We start from the raw sequence: 16,048 nt of genomic DNA on the forward strand, positions 1-16,048 counted from the left end.
GAATTTACTAGCATAAATAGCTATTATTCAGTTTTTTTAAGTTGTCTCGAACTGCGCCTGAACGAAGTCGTGGGCATAGGCTTTCACCTGGTCGCGCACCGCGCGAAACTGCCCCATAATTTCCTCCTCGCTGCCAGTAGCCTTAGCCGGGTCGGGAAAGTTGTGGTGCAGCTTCTTGGCCGACGACGGAAACACTGGGCACACCTCGTTGGCGTGGTCGCACACAGTCAGCACGTAATCGAACGGCACGGCGGCGTACTCATCGACGTGGTTGCTGGTGTGATGCGAGATATCGACCCCATCCTCGGCCATTACGCGCACGGCGCGGGGGTTAAGCCCGTGGACTTCTACGCCGGCGCTGTAGACGGCGGCCCGCTTGCCTAGCTCTTGGGCGAGGTAGCCGTGCAGCAGCTGGCTGCGGCAGGAGTTGCCGGTGCAGAGCACCAGTACGTTTTTCTTATCAGACATGAGCAGGGAAAAAAGCAGGAGGAAGAGGGGAAGAGTTACGCGGCCGAAGCCACCGTTTTGCCGCCGTACCAGCGGCGGCGGAACCAGAAGGCCAGGTTAACCAGCGCAATCAGCGCCGGTACCTCAATCAGCGGGCCGATAACCCCCGCGAAGGCCTGGCCCGAGTTCAGGCCAAACACCCCAATGGCCACGGCAATGGCCAGCTCGAAGTTATTGCCGGTGGCCGTGAAAGCAATGGAGGCATTCTCAGCGTAGTCGGCCCCTAGATACTTGCCGGCCGCGAAACTGAGCACGAACATGATGCCGAAGTACAGGGCCAGCGGCAGGGCAATGCGCAGCACATCGAGCGGCACCTGCACGATGGTTTCGCCCTTGAGGCTGAACATGACCACGATGGTGAGCAGCAGCGCCACCAGCGTAATGGGGCTGATGGCCGGGATGTAGACGTTCTCGTACCATGCGTCGCCTTTCAGCCGGCGCAGGACGGTGCGCGAGAGAAAGCCCGCCGCGAACGGAATGCCCAGGTAAACGAGTACGCTCCGGGCAATGTCCCAGATGCCGATGTTCACCGCGTAGCCCTTCAGGCCAAAGTAAGGCGGCAGCACGGTGATGAACAGCCAGGCCAGCACCGAGTAAAACATCACCTGAAAGATGGAATTCAGGGCCACCAGCCCGGCAGCGTACTCGCGGCTGCCGTCGGCCAGGTCGTTCCAGACCAGCACCATGGCAATGCAGCGGGCGATGCCGATGAGAATCAGGCCCATCATGTATTCGGGCTTGTCGGGCAGCAGCCAGATGGCCAGGAAAAACATGAGCAGGGGGCCCAGAATCCAGTTCAGGAACAGCGAGAGGCCGATGATGCGCGTGTTTTTGAAGACCGTGGGCAGCTGCTCGTACTTGACCTTAGCCAGCGGCGGGTACATCATCAGAATCAGGCCGATGGCCAGCGGCACGTTCACCGTGCCCACTGAGAAGTAGTTGATGGCCCCGTTGATGCCGGGCACAAAGTAGCCCAGGCCGACGCCCAGCGCCATGGCCAGGAATATCCAGAGCGTGAGGCCCCGGTCGAGGCCCGAAAGTTTCTTTTCAGCCAGCGCGGCGGGGGCCGGGGCGGCGGGCAGGGGTTGATTCAGGGTTGTCATAGAAAATAGTGAATTAAGCGACCCCGACGGAGGAGCTGCGCCGCTCCATCTGCACCGTATTGCGCCACACGCCGTGGTGCTGGCCAATCCGTTCGCGGTGGCCGATGACGCGAAAACCCGCCTGCGTATGCAGGCCAATGCTGGCGCGGTTTTCCTCGAAGGTGCCGGCTTGCAGCGTCCAGATGCCGTGGGCCTCCGAGTCCGCAATCAAGGCCTGCAGCAGCTGCCGGCCCACGCCCTGCCCCCGGGCGTCAGTGGCGATGTAGATGCTGAGTTCGGCCACCCCGCCGTACACGCAGCGGCTCGACACCGGCGAGAGCGCAGCCCAGCCCCGCACCGTGCCGGCGTCATCGACGGCGACCAGGCGGCTGTGGGCCAGGTGCGCCCGGTCCCATGCCTCCCATTCGGGGGCCTGCGTTTCAAACGTGGCGTTGCCCGTGGCAATGCCTTGCTCGTAGATGGCACGCACGGCGGGCCAGTGGGTTTCCGCGAGTGGTTGAATGGTCATCGGGTTGGTAGCTTAATAGGCTTTGCGCAGCATGTCGGCGTATTCGTTCGGCAGCGGGGAGGCCTCCACGGCCTGGGCGGCTTTCTCCACGTCGTATTCGACCCGAATAAGTTCCGAGCGCACGCTGCCAGGGTCCGTGAGCTTCGTGTTTTCGTCGAGGTGCAGCAACTGGTAAGCCGCGCGTGGGTCACCGTCCTTGGGCTTGCCCACCGAGCCGATGTTGAGGGCGTGGCGGTAGCGGGTTTCGCCTTCCACTTCGTAGGCGAAGGTGCGGTGGTAGGGCTTGTGAGTATGCCCGAATAGCATAATATCGGCGTTGGCCTCGGCCAACACCCGCAGAAAGCTGGCCTCGGGCCGGTCTTCAAACAGGTACTCATTAATTTTGCGCGGCGAGCCGTGCACCATCAGCAGGTTCAGGGTGCAGGGCTCCTCCTGAAACTCCAGCCGCATGTGTTTGGGCAGCAGGCGCAGGTAGCGCCGCTCCTCGTCGCCCATGATATGGTTGGTATAGGCAATGCTTTGCGCGCCCAGGTCCTTTTCGGTGTCGGTTTTGTAAGCGCAGCCGCAGTTGCTGCTGGCCAGCCCGATGCCCTGGTCGTAGTTACCGGCCAATGTGGGGATGCCGCGGCGGCGCACCTCATTCACCACTTCGTTGGGCCAGGGCGCGTAGCCCACCAAATCGCCCAGGCAGAAAATCATGTCGGGCCGGCGCTGCTCCATATCGGCCAGCACCGCTTCCAAGGCTGGCAGATTGCCGTGCACGTCGGAGAAAAAGGCAATTGTCATCGAAATCGGGCGGAATGGATTGGGGGATAAGTCACGCGGCGCGACCCGGGAGGGCCGCGCCGCGTGGTCATTTTAGCAGCACCCGCCGCCCGGCGTGCAGCCGCCGGCCGTTTGCAGCTGGGGCAGCGCGAACTGCTGGGCCGCCGGAATGCCGCAGGCATCCTGGGCCAGGCAGGCGGTTTGCTTGGGCATGAGCACGAAATCGGTGCCGTCGAAGGTCAGGCCGAACTTGCCGATGGTGGCCTGCTGATACTCTACTTCAATGTCCAAGTCTTCCTGTCCCAAGATTTTCTCCGAGAGCTTCAGGATGTGCAGGAATTTCTGGGGAGCTAGGCGGTGGTCGTAGTCACCGGCCTCCCAAAGCTGAAAGTTGGCCACGGTTTCCTGGCGCTCCACGCCGCCGCAGTCGATGAAATGCTTGCTCACCAAGCCCACTTCCGTGACGTGGAAATGGGAAGGCAGGTACTCGCCCGTGGGCAGGCGGAAGTTGATGGCGTCCACTTCGGTCAGGGCCTTTTTGATTTCAGAGATTTTCATGGCGTTGCTTCGTAAAAAGGGGAGAGTTAGAGGGAGGATGTTAGCAGGCGCAGGCATCATCGGGGCCGCAAACGGCGCCGCTCGTGGCCTCGATGAAAAAGGCGGTGAACTGCTGGTGTACCTGTTGCAGCAGCTCGGTATTGAGGCAGTAGCAGACCGTGAGGCCGTCGATTTCGCCGCGAATCAGGTCCAGCGCCTTCAACTCCTGCAAGTGCTGAAATACGGTGGTTCGGGACAAGGGCAGCTCCGCGGCGATGTCGCCGGAAATGCAGGTCTTTTTGCTGGCCAGGAACTGGATGATGGCCACCCGCGCCGGGTGGGCCAGAGCCTTGGCCACGCGGGCTAGGTGCTGTTGCTCTTCGGTGAAGGCGGCGGTTTTAGCGTAGGTCATGAGGAGGAATCGGGGAGTGCGTTGGGAATGGAGGCTGGCGTGGCTGCCGTCGCGGCCAGCAGTTGGGTGAGCAGGATTTCGGCCCGCTGGTAGGCGCGCTGTTCGGCAGCTTTCAACCGCTGCTCGCCGCCGCCGCCGGGTTGGCCGTTATAGCCCTGGGTCTGGAGCCGCAGGCCTTCCAGGACGAGGCATTCGGTGCGCAGCACCCGTTCGAGCACCACACGCAGCAGGGGATGAACCAAGGTATCCGCGTTGGAAGACATAGCAGTCAGGAGCAAAGTCGGAAGTATGTCGCAAATATACGACATAGAATGACGTAAGTTTACGACATAGCTAAAATATTTCTTCCTGGGCGGAAAACGAGCTGTTTTAAGGTATTGCTGGCGGCGCGAGCCCATTGGGCCAGGCTATGCAGGAGTTCGCTGCGCTGCCGTGCTACTCACCGCTCCCGTTGGTCGCGCCCTTCCTATCCTTCTCGCAAAAAAATCCTCCCACCGGCCCGGCCCAGGCAGCGGCGCTTACTCGAGGGCGGGGCCGGCTCTCCTCTGCTCCCGCTGGTCGCGACGGAAGGCCTAGCCCCGCCCCCGAGTAAGCGCCGCTGCCTGGGCCGGGCCTTCCTCCTTGTTTAATGGCTGCTGGCCGAACCGGCAAGGGCCGGTACCGCCAGCGGAGTGCTTGAACCAGCGTGCCGCTGGCAAAATCAATATGGAACAAAGGGGAAGAAGGGTTTAAGCGGCCAAAGCGGACAGTTGATTTTAGTGAAATATTGTTGTCTTTTTAGCAACAAAAACATTTGAAATGGCGTTTAATAGGATAAGCAAGTGGTTGTTCACTATCATTTTAGCCCCGTCAGACGTCATGCTTAATCCTGAATTCTTTCCTACCCCGGCCGCCGTTATTCAGCGCATGCTCGAACCGTTTTTCAATCCCGCTCCTACCGGCGACGAAGCCGAGAGCGGCGACCGGTACCGCCGCTACAATCCGGCCGCCGCGGCTTTGCGCAAGCTTACCATTCTGGAGCCCAGCGCCGGCAGCGGGGCCATCGTGGACGAGCTGACGGCCTGGCTGGACCGGGAGGATTACCATAGCCGCAGCGGCAAGCAAAACGTGTATTGCTGTGAGGCCGACCCCGAGCTGCGCGCCGTGCTGCATGACAAGGGTTACAAGGTCATTGCCAACGACTTTCTGAACTACCGGGGCGACCATTTTTTCGACCTCATTATTATGAACCCGCCATTTTCCAACGGCGACCGACATTTGCTCAAGGCCTGGGACGTGGTAGCTGCCGGCGGCGACGTAGTATGCCTGCTCAACACCGAAACGCTGGCCAACCCCTACACCGAAACCCGGCAGCTGCTGGCCCGCCTCATCGAGGACCACGGCACCAGTGAGGAGCTGGGGGCTGTGTTTGCCGAGGCCGAGCGCCCCACCAACGTAGGGGTAAGTATGGTGCGACTGCACAAACCCGCCAAGGCGGACCGCCTCACGTTCGAGTTCACCAGCCGGGGCCGCCGGGGGCCGGAGCTAAACGAAAACCTGTTTGCCAATGCTGTGGCCACGCGCGATGTTATCGGCAACATGGCGGCCGAATACGAGGGCCTGAAAGCGCAGTACGCCGCTTACCTGCAGGCCCGCGAGGGCATGAAGTTCTACGCCAAAAGCCTGCTGCGCAGCGAGTACCAGGACGTGCTTAAACTGGCCGAGGCCAGCTTGGAGCGCGGCAGCCTGCGCACGAGCTACAACAACTTCGCCGACGAGATGAACCAGCAAATCTGGGGGCTCGTGCTCGATAAGGTGAACATCCAGAAGCTGATGACGGCTGACGTGCGCCGCAACTTCGCGGCCTTTAGCAAGGCCCAAGGCTACCAGGAGTTCACTCACGAGGCCGTAGCTGAGTTGGTGGCGCTGGTGCTCGACAACCGCGAAACCATCATGGAACAGGCCGTGGAATCGGTATTCGACACCTTTACCAAGTACCACAAGGAAAACCGCCTGCACGTCGAGGGCTGGGTAACCAACTCGCAATGGAAAGTGAACCGCAAGGTGATTCTGCCCTACGCGGTGGAAGAAAGCTTCTCCGGCAAGGGCTTTCGGGTGAACTGGAGCCGCCGCGACGACTACGCCGACATCGACCGGGTGATGTGCTACCTGACAGGTGAGAACTACGATACCTGCGTGGGCATCGATACCGCCCTTGACCGCTACGGCAATCAGAACCCCAACCCGAACGGCGTGTACACGGTCTACAGCCGGTTCTTTGAAATTCGGGCCTTCAAGAAAGGCACCGTGCACCTGATTTTCCGCGAGGAATTTCTCTGGCAGGAGTTCAACCTTCGGGCTTGCGCCGGCAAGCAGTGGCTGCCCGGCCCCGAAATGGCCGCCTACCGCGCCCGCCAGGCCAAAGCCGCCACCGCGAAGACCCACCCCCTAGTGCCCGAAGCGGAGCCGTTGGCCGTGCCCGGCACTCAAATGCAGCTGCAACTTGCGGCCTGAGCACCGATGCCAGCGGGCGGGCTACTGTCCGCTGGCACGTGACCGGGGAAGTGGACTATCGCCCTGCTCCTTCTCCCGTAATGCCGGGAAGCGTTATACTGCTTGCATGAAAACCCCATCCCCTCCCTCGGCTCTGCCCGGTGCTGCCCCGCCGGCGGGCCAGCAGTTCAGCCACCTGCTGCGCCACGGCCGCTTCTCCTTCACCGAGCGCGAGCTGCAGGAACACCTGCAAATGACTTACCGCACCATCAAGCAGCGCGAAGCCGACCCCTCCGGCCTGACCGTGGCCGAGGCGCTCCGGGTAGCCGAGCTGCTGGCCGTGCCCGTGCAGACGGTACTGGACGCGGCCCTGGCCGATGCGCAGGCGGCCGGGGCGAAGCAGTAGCCCGGTTTGGCACATTTTTGCCTAACTTTCGTTTGCCGTAGTAGACCACTCAGGCAAAACAGCATGGATACCCTCGTAAAATTCGGCCCCAAGGAAGCAACCCGCGAGCAGCGCCAGGCGCTGTCGGACCGGGCAGCCGCACTGAACGCAACCCAGGACCGCAAGCTGAGCCCCTTTGCCGAGCAGCTGAGCCAGCGCTACATCAACGGCGAGCTGAGTCTGGCCGAGGTTAACGCGCAGCTTGACGCGCATTACCAAGCCCAGACTCAGAAGCCGATACCCACGCGGGGAGCCGATGGCATCCTGGCGGTGGCACCCCGGCCGGCTCCCGCCGTGACCAAGGCCCGCTCTTTATCGCACTAGCCCTTCGCTTCAATTCTATTCGCTAACGCCCTGCCGGTTGGTGGGGCGTTTTGCTTGCTTACCCAGTTCCCGCGCAGGTTTCCTCTATGACTGACGGTTTTACCGACCCCCACACCGGTGTCCTGATTAATAAGCTCAACATTGCCGATGAGGACAAGCTGGCCGAGGTCGAAGGCAACCGCTTCCACTTCCGCCTGCTGGAGGTGCTGGCCGGCCACGTGGAAGTGACGCCTCACAATGCCCAGGGCCTGCAGGCATTGCACCGCCACCTTTTTCAGGATGTGTACCCGTGGGCCGGCGAAACGCGCGCCTGGGGCGAGTTTCAGGCTACCAAGTCAACATCGGCCGATAAGGACGGTCCCGGCCTGTACACCATGTACTTTGGCAGCTACCAGCAACTGCCCGCGCAAATGGATGCCATCGGGCAACAGCTGGCCGCTGAGCGCTTTCTGAAGGGGCTGGATAAAGACCAGTTCGTGGCCCGGGCGGCCTACTATTTCGACCAGTACAACTACGCCCACGCCTTTCGGGAGGGCAATGGCCGGACCTTGGGCGCGGCTTTTCAAGTGCTGGCGGAGAATGCCGGCTACGACGTGAACCTCGTCGCGCAGTCGCACCCCAAGCAATACAACCAGGCCCGGGACTATGCTATTCTACGGCCCACCGGGAACCCGGAAGCCGATTTGCAGCCGCTCCGCGCCTTTTTTGGCCAGATTACCACGCCGCTCCCGGAACTGGTGCTAGCCCCGGCCACGCCCGTGGTAGTGCCCGAGTTTCTGCGGCGCGTGGATGCCATGCGCGAGGTACAGCAGAGCCAGGAGCCTATCTGGCGCGCGCTGCTGGGAGGGCGTCACACCGGGGTAGCCCGGCAGATTATGCAGGGCACCCGCGGCGTGGTGCATCCCGATGCGCAGCAGCCGGCGCGGCTGGCCATCCTGAAAACCGGGGCCGAGCTGCTGGCGCAAATGCCCGCCAAGATGGAAGATGCCCGGTTGCGCCAGCGCGTGGCGCGGTTGTTAAAGGCGTTACCTCTGGTTACGGTGGTGCTACTGGTGGTCGGGCCACCGCTGCAGGCCGCGCCATCCACCGGCCCGGAACAACCGAAAGTACCGGCAGCCAGCAAAGACGAGCCGGTGCAAACAGCACCGGAGCTTAGGCGTCGAGGTCCAAAGCTGTGAGTTCAAAACCGAGCTGCTTTAGTGCCGCCCAGGCCGCTGATGCAAGCTTTTATACGTATCTTGTAGTGGTGGAAAAAGCACTCTATTTCTCCGAAAACGAGCAAACCAAGCAGCAGCGACGCGAGGTGGTGAAGTTTGCAGTTGGCGTGTCAATGAGCCAAAATCGACCGCCCTCGGCCCTTCTGGTGGAGTTGCAGAACCAATACATTGCCGGGCAGATTGACCTGGCGCAATTGTCGGCCGCACTCGACGCCGAGTACCAGCCAGCTCCTGGCTTTGACCCTTTCGCTAGGTATGCGCCCGGAGCAGGCCCGCAAGTAGAGCCGGCCCATCAGTACGACCCATATCTGCACTTTGATGAATCGAGCGTAGGCCCTCGCCTGCCGTAGCTTTACTGAATCCGGCTGATTTAGCGCAACTATAGGGCCTGAAAAGGTGTTTAAATAGAATAGGGCCTGGTATTGCCTTTCTCCCTCTGGTTCCCAATGCGGCTTTCGGGAATATGCTTCCCGGTCACACGAAAGGCGAATAGCCCCGGCTCACACATCCTGTACTCATGGAAAAGCTCACCCCTTCTGCTACGGTTGCAACGCCCGAGCCGCAGGTCGTACCGGCCCCCCTGGCCGAGCACCTGCCCACGCTATTGTGGGACGTAGACCCCGAAACCATCGACCCGCAGGCCATGGCGCGTACCATCGTGCAGCGCGTCATTCAGCGCGGGAGCAAAGAAGACTGGGCCGCTATGCTGGAATACTACGGCAGGCCCCGCGTGCAGGAAATCGTTGAAACGGTACCCTATATGTCGGATGCCGCCATTGCGGCCGTATGCCAGTTCTTCCACATCGAAAAGGAAACGCTTAGATGCTACCAGCGCAAGCAGTCGATACCGCAAACCTTCAACTCCTAGCGCAGCTCATGCAGGAGCCCTTGCTGAAGCCGTTCGTCCTGGTAGGGGGAACGGCTTTGGCGTTACATCTGGGTCACCGTCGCAGCCGCGACCTCGACCTGTTTTCGGACGGCCCCACCCCAATTGACGGAGAAATCAAGGACCTGCTGATAAGCAAATATGAGATGCGGGCCGACGGCGCGCTCCAACGAATGCGGGCCCAGGAACCGGAATGGGACAAGGCCGCCATCCAGGGCGTCATCGGCCAGGTGAAAACCGATGTGGTGAATTATGGCTTCCCGTTGTTACGACCGCCCGTGCTCTATCCCGACTCCAACATTCGCTTGGCCTCGCTCGAAGACCTGGGCGCTATGAAGCTGGCCGGTGTGGTGATGAGCGGCGAAAGGCTCCGCGACTTCGTGGACGTGGCCGCGCTGAGCGAAAAGCTCACTCTGAACCAGATGCGCCAAGCCTATGAAGGCCGCTTTAATACATCATCATCCGAAGTGCCCCGCGCCCTGGCCTTCCACGGCGACATCGACTTTAACATGAAGCCCGAAATGCAGGGTTACCGCTGGCCGGCCATTGCCGCGCGCCTGGAGCAGATGCAGCGCAGCCCCGACCGCCTGTTTCCACCCATCGTGGAGCAGCGGCTAGTGATGCCGGTGCTGGGGCCAATGGCAGAGGAAAATGCCAAAGCCTTACTGCCAGACCAACAAAAAGCCCCCGAGCCGAAGCGCCGGGGGCTTAAGTTATAAGCAGCAGAAATAGCCTAGAAAGGCTTGTACCGCTCGTAGGGATTGTACGGATTGCGGTTGGGCGGCGTGACCTTACTGGAAAGTCCCCAGAACTTGCTTATGCCAAAGAGCACCAGCCCCCAGGTGGCGGCAGTGCTGCCCCAACTGGGAGCCCAAGACGAATACAGAAAGGCGATAATCGCCGCGAAAATCAGGAAGCTACGCATACCAACACGGGTTAAATCTTCACGCTAACTAGGCAGGCAACGCAGTGCGGGCACTTTTCGTTGCTTCTGCCCAGCTGCTGAGCTTGACAATGCCTATTTGAAAGTCCGGGCTTTGAGCAGGTCGGCGTTGGTAAGCTTGAGCTTGACGTTGCGCCCGCCGCCCTTTTCGTACACCTCGATGATGAGCTGCTTTTGCTCGGGGATGGTGAATTTTTTGAAGATGTAGACCTGTTCGAGCTGGCCTTTGGCGTCAATCTTTTTCAGGCCCCCATTGAAGACGTAAATGGGCGTGATTTCTAAGGCCTGCTCGGCCGTGCGCTTGGCCACCTGCTTATCCTGAATGTAGAATTTGACGAAGTCCACGTCGTAAGTCACGTTCGATTTGTTGGCAACGTGCAGCGGAAAAAACAGGGTTTCCTGCTTGTAGCCCACGTTGCCGGCGCGCACGCTGAGTTGGTTGGCACTCTCGCTGGCCGAGGTACCGCCCGCCGCCAGCGCTTGCCGGGAGTAGGCATCCAGATTGCCCTGCGGGATGGGCGAGTTCGATAAAATGGCTTCCCCTTGCGCCGACGAAGCCGAGCCGGCCGCGCCCAGGTCGAGGCTGAGCACCTTAGGGTCGTGCTGGTAGTTCACCACGAAGGAGTACAGCTTTCCATCCGAGGTGAGCACCGTCATGTTCGATTCCGGAAAGCCGGCCGAAGCGGCTTTCACCCGCACGATATTTTCCGCGCCGGTGGCCTTGGCCGCAATCAGGCCCGAGCTGCCCAGGTCGACGTAAGTGACGGGAAAAGGGAACACTAGATGAGTCGTTTTCTGGTCGCTGATATAGAGCGGATAGGTCGGCAGCTTATTGGCTTCCGAGTATTGCAGCATCCGGGCGGCCGAGGTCTGGGCCTGCACCGGAACAGCCGCTAGGCCGAGTAAAAGGGCGCTGGTAGCAAATAGGGTGGTTTTCATGGGAAGGAGTCGTTAGTCTTTATCTACTTTGAGCATCACGTTGTAGCCGGCCTTCAGGCGGACTTTGACCAAGCGGATTTTCTTCTGGCCAATGCCTTTCACGGCGCTAACCGCCACGCCTGCCGCGGCCATGGCTGGGTCGGCGCTCATCGTCATCATGTCGGCCGCACCGAGTCCTTCGGCACCAGCCTGTTTTGCGGCATCGCGGGTAATGGCGCCGGGAATGTGCAGGCCTTCCAGCCCATCCACGTCGTACACTTCCAGCGCCGCCGGAAACACACTGTTGCCCGATTTGAGGGTTTCAATGGCAATGCTGAGCCGCTCGCCAGCCAGGCTGCACTTGCCATAGATAAAGGTGTTGGCTGGCAGAGAGTGGCCATTGATGACGGCCGACTCGGTGAGGCGCATTTTCACCAGTGAGCCACTGACCACTTCCTGCGATTCGTGGATGACGGCCGGCAGGGTGTTTCCGTCGCCACCCGTGCCGGTTTCAGCATCAAAGCCCTGAAAAGAGGCCGTGCGCTTGCGCCCCGGCCCGTTGGAGCCCAGGCGTGACACCACGGCATCATCATCGATGGCCCGCAACCGGGTGGTAGGTTTCTTCTTTTTCGGTAGGGCTGCAACCGCGCGCGGGGCCGCTCCTCCCCCACCGGCACTGTTCGATTGGGCCAGCAGTGCCGCCATTTGCAGCTGGGCTTTCTGCTCGGCCAGGTCGCGTTCGTGCTGGCTGCGCATTAGCTCCATTTGCTCCTGCGGGGTGAGGGCCCCTGGGGCTGTTGTGGCAGGGACTACGGTGCCGGGCGCAACTCCGCCGTTCATCTGGGCCTGCTGTGCGGCAATGAGCTGCTGCTGGGCCTCAACCACCGACTTATCGACGGAGCCGTTGGGTCCCGCCTTGCCATCGGCCCCCACCGCGTAGGAAAGGCCCGAGCCCGAAGCCGTATCGAGGCGGGCATCGACCAGGCCCCGGTTGCGCAGGGTATCAACCGGGCTGGCGTAGGCTTCGAGCTTGCTGCTGGTGATGGTGCCTTTCTCGGCCTTGGGTAGATTGGTGTTGAAGCCGGTTTCGGTGTTCTGCGCTGCCGCCGGCGTGCCCTGGCCGCCCCCGCCCAGGTAGAACATCACGGCCAGAAAGGGCACGCCTACCACCGGCAGAAAGGTGGCCATCTTGCGGGTGCGAAGAAATTGCGCGTCGTGCGGCGCGTTGGTTGCCGTTGCCATAACAGGGGAGGATTAGCGAGGAAGCGTATTCAGGTCTTCATTCTTGAGCACCCGCCAGTTTTCCATCAGAAAGCCGTGGGGATTATTTTCCGAGCGGGTCACGTCGCGCAGGGAGCACTCGGAAAGGAAATTGCGGGTGGTAACCGAGGTGGCCCGAATGACGCGCTGGTGCCCGTAGCACCGCGCCACCATCGGGCGCGAATTGGACACTACCACGCTATCCACCGTCATTTCCAGGCTGATGTTGGCGGCAATCAGGTCGTTATAGAAGCCCTTCTCCTTGAAGTTCTCGTACTGCCGTTTGGCCGAGTTATCAGCCAGGTATAGGGCCTTATTGACGTTGCTGTCGATGGCTTTCTGGTCAGGGTCGAGCGTGAAAAACAACTCATGGAAGCGCGTGACGTGGCTGCGTGCCTCCACCGGCCGGTTAGCCCGCGCATCCCGCGCCCCAGCCGTGAGCAGCTGCCCACCTTCCAGCACATAGATGCGATTGGCCGCGGCGTTGGTGGTTTGGAAGGCGAAGTAGGCGATGGTGCCGGCCAGCACCAGCACGGCCACAATGAAAATAAGCGCCAGGGTTTTTACCTGCTGAAAAGCCGAATCAATGGTTTTGAGGGAAGCAAACATGGGAAAAGGAAATAGTGGGAAATCACCGCGCAACCAGGGCTAGCCCCGTAGCCGGTTGACGAAGCTGGCCGCCCGTTCGCGCACCGCCGTGCCAGCCCGGTGACCTGCGGCCTCACTCCGCGTCATGTTGCCCGAGGCAGCATTGCCAGCTAACGCCTGCCCGGCCCCAACTGCCGCCCCAAGGCCCGATGCGGCCCCGGATACGCCGGCCGCGCCCGCCCGCCCGGCTGAACCTGCCGCCGCGCCAGCCATAGCCGCCCCACCACTCATAGCCGATTGCATGGCTCGGGCGGCCTGGCCTGCCCCGGAAGCCGCAATCATCATATCGGTGATGAAGGGAATAATCAGGTACCCCGTGATGGCAATGCACAGAAACACGAGGTAGCCGAAGTCGGCCGAGTCAACGCCTTGGTTAGAGGTCAGGCGGGTGATGTCGCCCTGTAGCATCATTATCTGAAACTGGCCCATAATGGCTCCGAAAATGTTGGCCACGGGCACCCATAGGCTGATGGTGATGAATTGCCCCAGCCATTTAGGAATGGAGTTGCCGAAGCCTGGGAAGATGGCCAGCCCAAAAGTGAGCGGTCCTAGCACCGACAGCACGATGAGCAGGAAGGTGGCCAGCACGTTGATGAGCAGCCGGGCCGCGACATGGAACAGCTCCAACGTGTTCTTCATCCACTCGCGGAAGTTCTGGTTCACATCGTACTTGAGCTTATCAAACGAGAGCGACAGCTGCTGGCCCATGTTCATCATGCCCAGTTCGTCGAGCCGCTTCTCGTAGGCCTCGTCCGTGGCGAAGTACTTATTTTCGGGCCGGGCGGCCAACAACGCCTTTTTCTGGTCCTGCAAGGCCGTAATCTGGGTGGTCTGGTCCACCCGGACCGAGTCCGTGCTTGATGCCAGCGCGCCGGTGATGCCGCGCAGGCCGCCGAGCAGCTGCGGAAACAGCAGGATGGCCAGCCCAATTAGAAATGGGCGCAGCAACGGATACAGGTCGATAGGCTCGGCGCGGGCAATGTGGCCCCACACCCGGGAGCTGATGAAAATGAGGGCTCCCACCCCGCCCACGGCCCGGCCCAGGGTGACGAACTGCGCCACCAGGGGCAGCATGGAATCATAAAGCCGGCTGAGCATCTGCTCCATTTCGAGCATTTGCGCGGTGATGGAATTCATTTCCATAGTCGGGTGATTTGGGGCTGGTGAATGAAAGCGAAAGGGCTACTGCTTAGCGCCCACGAGGGTGAGCACCGACGCCCGGTCCTGAATGGCCTGCTGCTGGGAGAGGGCCACAGCGCGGCATTTATTGGTGTAATAGGTCATCAGGTATTGCTGCTGCTGCATCTTGTCGCCAATCTTGTTGATGAATTTGATGCGTTGCGGGTCCGTCATTTCCGCCCGGTTCGTAGTCATAATGGTGGCCAGCTCGCCAATCAGGGCCACGTTTTCCTGCAGCAGCACCTGGTACACCTGTGCCGCTTCGGTTACCTGATTTGGGGAGAGGCCGCGCCCGCGCAGGTCGGCCACGCCCGAGCTGAACTGCGAAATCATCGAGGCCTGCGCGGCGTAGATTTCCCGCACCCGGCGGTAGTTGCGCACCCCCGCGCTTATCTGTAGCAAACTGCTGTACCACTGCGCGTGCAGGGCCTGCGTCTGGTCCACGATGCCCTTAATCTTGCCGCTTACCACTTGCATATCGCCGGCCAGGGCCTTGCCCCGCCCCAATAGGGTGGTCGAAACGCCCTGGTGCACAATCTGCTTGCGCGAGCTGGATTCAGCGATGGGCGCGGAAATAACGGCCGGAGCTTGGGCAAAGCCCTGCTGTGCGCTCAGCCCCAGGCCAAGCAGCAACATGGTGGTGAATGCTTTCATCGGGAGAGGAAGGGTTAGTGCGCGCCCATGAGGCTGAGCAGCGCCTGGTGGTCCTGTTCGACCTGCTGGGCGGTCTTGAGTACCATCATGTTGCGCCGGGTGAAGTAGTTGACTAGGCCCAGCTGGTCAGTGATTTTGGCGTCCAGCGTGTCGATGAATTCCATTCGTTCCGCGTCGGTCATCTTGAGCATGGACGGGCTGGTAATGGTGGCCAGGTCGGACACCGTGTTGGCTCCTTCGGCCAGCATCTTCGTGTAGATGGATACCATCTCCGTCAGCTGGGCCGGCGTGATGTAGCGCGAGGTGCGCAACACATTGATGGCCGAGGAGTAGGTCGAGATAATCTGGGTTTGCTTGGCGTAAATGGCCCGCACCCGGCGGTAGTCGCGCACTGCGCTGCTCACTTTCAGCAGCCCGTCGTACCAGGCCTTGTGCTGCTCCATGTTCTTGAGCGAATAGGTCTTGGTCAGCTCCTGTTCTTTCACGCCCAGGGCTACCAGCTTGTTGGCCGCCGCTTCCAGCCCCTTCATGGTGTTCTGCAGGCCGGTTTGTACGCCGCTTTGCACTTCCAGCACCGGGGCCGTTACTACCAGCTGGGCTGACGCTTTCGAGGCGCTGAAGCCCAGCAGCGCCAGGCTGAGGATGCCAATCTTCGTTTTCATAGGGAAGGCAAGTGGTTGAAGGAGGTGACGCTAGAGTGTCCGTGTGTAGGGGTGTTCCAAATACATCATGTGCCGTTCGGCCGCGAAGCGCACCCGACCGATGCTAGAATCCACGCTCTGCAGCGTCGGCAGGGCCTGGGTGGCCGTCACGTTGGGCTCCTGGATGAGCGGCAGCAGCATTTTCATGGCTTCTTCGCACTGCGGCGTAAAGCCGTTCCAAGTGACCACATCTTCGGGCTTCACGCGATTCATGCCCCGCGAGCGGACTACCGTGCGCAGCACGTAGCGGTAGCGCTTCCAGATGTTGGCCACCACGGGGTGCTCCTTCACCGCACCGTTCAGGTCGCTGGTCTCCCAGGTATTCACGGCCTGCGCGAAAGCCCGGGCGGCGGTGATGTCAGCTTTTTCGGCTTTGGGAGCCGACGCTAAGCTATCGGCAAACGCCACGGCGGCCACGGCCACGGGGGAGGTGGAAACGGTTGGAGGAGCTGTTTCGACGGCTCTATTGTCCATCGCCGTCGTAGCCTTGTCGGAGCCGCAGCCAATTAGCAAAGTGGCCAAGCCTAGTATTGGAAGCGTGATTCTCATTTTCATGTTTTTCCCTTTGG

The 16,048-nt window shown here is 61.0% G+C and carries 22 protein-coding genes; 7 read left to right on the plus strand and 15 right to left on the minus strand.

All coding sequences use genetic code 11. From position 1 onward, the window contains the following. Positions 1-36: 36 nt before the first annotated feature. The 7 genes from Q4S41_RS23210 to Q4S41_RS23240 all read right to left on the minus strand — a co-directional run bounded on the left by Q4S41_RS23210 (position 37) and on the right by Q4S41_RS23240 (position 4,095). The gene (locus Q4S41_RS23210) at positions 37-468 is read right to left on the minus strand and encodes an arsenate reductase ArsC (protein ID WP_305033530.1); all 432 of its coding nucleotides are present in this window, start codon (positions 466-468) and stop codon (positions 37-39) included. A gap of 35 nt (positions 469-503) precedes the next feature. Continuing rightward, positions 504-1,610, minus strand: a complete 1,107-nt coding sequence (gene arsB, locus Q4S41_RS23215) for an ACR3 family arsenite efflux transporter (RefSeq protein ID WP_305033531.1) — start codon at positions 1,608-1,610, stop codon at positions 504-506. Positions 1,611-1,623: 13 nt separating this feature from the next. Continuing rightward, the gene (locus Q4S41_RS23220; RefSeq protein ID WP_305033532.1) at positions 1,624-2,118 is read right to left on the minus strand and encodes a GNAT family N-acetyltransferase; all 495 of its coding nucleotides are present in this window, start codon (positions 2,116-2,118) and stop codon (positions 1,624-1,626) included. Positions 2,119-2,130: 12 nt separating this feature from the next. Continuing rightward, complete coding sequence (locus tag Q4S41_RS23225; protein WP_044518373.1) at positions 2,131-2,904, minus strand: metallophosphoesterase family protein; 774 nt, start codon at positions 2,902-2,904, stop codon at positions 2,131-2,133. A 72-nt stretch (positions 2,905-2,976) separates the two neighbouring features. Then, positions 2,977-3,441 carry a DUF6428 family protein gene (locus Q4S41_RS23230; RefSeq protein ID WP_044518371.1) on the minus strand — a complete coding sequence of 155 codons (465 nt, stop codon included), beginning with the start codon at positions 3,439-3,441 and terminating at the stop codon, positions 2,977-2,979. A 40-nt stretch (positions 3,442-3,481) separates the two neighbouring features. Further along, entirely contained in the window at positions 3,482-3,832 is a 351-nt protein-coding gene (locus Q4S41_RS23235; RefSeq protein ID WP_196294770.1) for an ArsR/SmtB family transcription factor, read from the minus strand. After that, the gene (locus tag Q4S41_RS23240; protein ID WP_305033533.1) at positions 3,829-4,095 is read right to left on the minus strand and encodes a hypothetical protein; all 267 of its coding nucleotides are present in this window, start codon (positions 4,093-4,095) and stop codon (positions 3,829-3,831) included. The genes Q4S41_RS23235 and Q4S41_RS23240 overlap by 4 nt, the downstream gene beginning before the upstream one ends. A gap of 643 nt (positions 4,096-4,738) precedes the next feature. On the opposite strand from Q4S41_RS23240, the gene Q4S41_RS23245 reads away from it, so the two are divergent. The 7 genes from Q4S41_RS23245 to Q4S41_RS23275 all read left to right on the plus strand — a co-directional run bounded on the left by Q4S41_RS23245 (position 4,739) and on the right by Q4S41_RS23275 (position 9,895). After that, on the plus strand, positions 4,739-6,325 hold the full coding sequence (locus Q4S41_RS23245) for a class I SAM-dependent methyltransferase (protein WP_305033534.1): 1,587 nt from the start codon (positions 4,739-4,741) through the stop codon (positions 6,323-6,325). Positions 6,326-6,431: 106 nt separating this feature from the next. Continuing rightward, positions 6,432-6,710, plus strand: a complete 279-nt coding sequence (locus tag Q4S41_RS23250) for a hypothetical protein (RefSeq protein ID WP_305033535.1) — start codon at positions 6,432-6,434, stop codon at positions 6,708-6,710. Positions 6,711-6,773: 63 nt separating this feature from the next. After that, on the plus strand, positions 6,774-7,073 hold the full coding sequence (locus tag Q4S41_RS23255) for an antitoxin VbhA family protein (RefSeq protein ID WP_196294766.1): 300 nt from the start codon (positions 6,774-6,776) through the stop codon (positions 7,071-7,073). A gap of 86 nt (positions 7,074-7,159) precedes the next feature. Continuing rightward, positions 7,160-8,251 carry a Fic/DOC family protein gene (locus Q4S41_RS23260; RefSeq protein WP_305033536.1) on the plus strand — a complete coding sequence of 364 codons (1,092 nt, stop codon included), beginning with the start codon at positions 7,160-7,162 and terminating at the stop codon, positions 8,249-8,251. Between the two features lie 68 nt (positions 8,252-8,319). Beyond that, entirely contained in the window at positions 8,320-8,640 is a 321-nt protein-coding gene (locus Q4S41_RS23265) for an antitoxin VbhA family protein (protein WP_305033537.1), read from the plus strand. 167 nt (positions 8,641-8,807) lie between these two features. Next, complete coding sequence (locus tag Q4S41_RS23270) at positions 8,808-9,158, plus strand: DUF6922 domain-containing protein (RefSeq protein WP_305033538.1); 351 nt, start codon at positions 8,808-8,810, stop codon at positions 9,156-9,158. Positions 9,159-9,166: 8 nt separating this feature from the next. Then, positions 9,167-9,895 carry a nucleotidyl transferase AbiEii/AbiGii toxin family protein gene (locus Q4S41_RS23275; RefSeq protein WP_198070533.1) on the plus strand — a complete coding sequence of 243 codons (729 nt, stop codon included), beginning with the start codon at positions 9,167-9,169 and terminating at the stop codon, positions 9,893-9,895. 14 nt (positions 9,896-9,909) lie between these two features. On the opposite strand, the gene Q4S41_RS23280 is transcribed toward Q4S41_RS23275, so the two are convergent. From Q4S41_RS23280 to Q4S41_RS23315, 8 genes are all read right to left on the minus strand, one after another. Beyond that, positions 9,910-10,101 carry a hypothetical protein gene (locus tag Q4S41_RS23280; protein WP_305033539.1) on the minus strand — a complete coding sequence of 64 codons (192 nt, stop codon included), beginning with the start codon at positions 10,099-10,101 and terminating at the stop codon, positions 9,910-9,912. A 93-nt stretch (positions 10,102-10,194) separates the two neighbouring features. Next, a complete protein-coding gene (gene traN / locus Q4S41_RS23285) occupies positions 10,195-11,058 on the minus strand; it encodes a conjugative transposon protein TraN (protein WP_201982562.1) in 864 nt (287 codons plus the stop codon). 12 nt (positions 11,059-11,070) lie between these two features. Then, complete coding sequence (gene traM / locus Q4S41_RS23290) at positions 11,071-12,279, minus strand: conjugative transposon protein TraM (RefSeq protein WP_305033540.1); 1,209 nt, start codon at positions 12,277-12,279, stop codon at positions 11,071-11,073. A gap of 12 nt (positions 12,280-12,291) precedes the next feature. Continuing rightward, positions 12,292-12,906 (minus strand): conjugative transposon protein TraK, encoded by a 615-nt coding sequence (gene traK, locus Q4S41_RS23295; protein ID WP_196294758.1) that lies wholly within the window; start codon positions 12,904-12,906, stop codon positions 12,292-12,294. Positions 12,907-12,945: 39 nt separating this feature from the next. Next, positions 12,946-14,088 (minus strand): conjugative transposon protein TraJ, encoded by a 1,143-nt coding sequence (gene traJ, locus Q4S41_RS23300; protein ID WP_198070537.1) that lies wholly within the window; start codon positions 14,086-14,088, stop codon positions 12,946-12,948. Positions 14,089-14,127: 39 nt separating this feature from the next. Then, complete coding sequence (locus Q4S41_RS23305; RefSeq protein ID WP_198070538.1) at positions 14,128-14,778, minus strand: hypothetical protein; 651 nt, start codon at positions 14,776-14,778, stop codon at positions 14,128-14,130. A 14-nt stretch (positions 14,779-14,792) separates the two neighbouring features. Further along, entirely contained in the window at positions 14,793-15,440 is a 648-nt protein-coding gene (locus Q4S41_RS23310) for a hypothetical protein (RefSeq protein ID WP_198070539.1), read from the minus strand. Positions 15,441-15,470: 30 nt separating this feature from the next. Next, positions 15,471-16,001, minus strand: coding sequence for a hypothetical protein (locus Q4S41_RS23315; protein WP_305033541.1), 531 nt, complete (start codon positions 15,999-16,001; stop codon positions 15,471-15,473). Positions 16,002-16,048 lie beyond the last annotated feature (47 nt).

The organism is Hymenobacter convexus (assembly GCF_030580955.1).
Taxonomy (GTDB): domain Bacteria; phylum Bacteroidota; class Bacteroidia; order Cytophagales; family Hymenobacteraceae; genus Hymenobacter.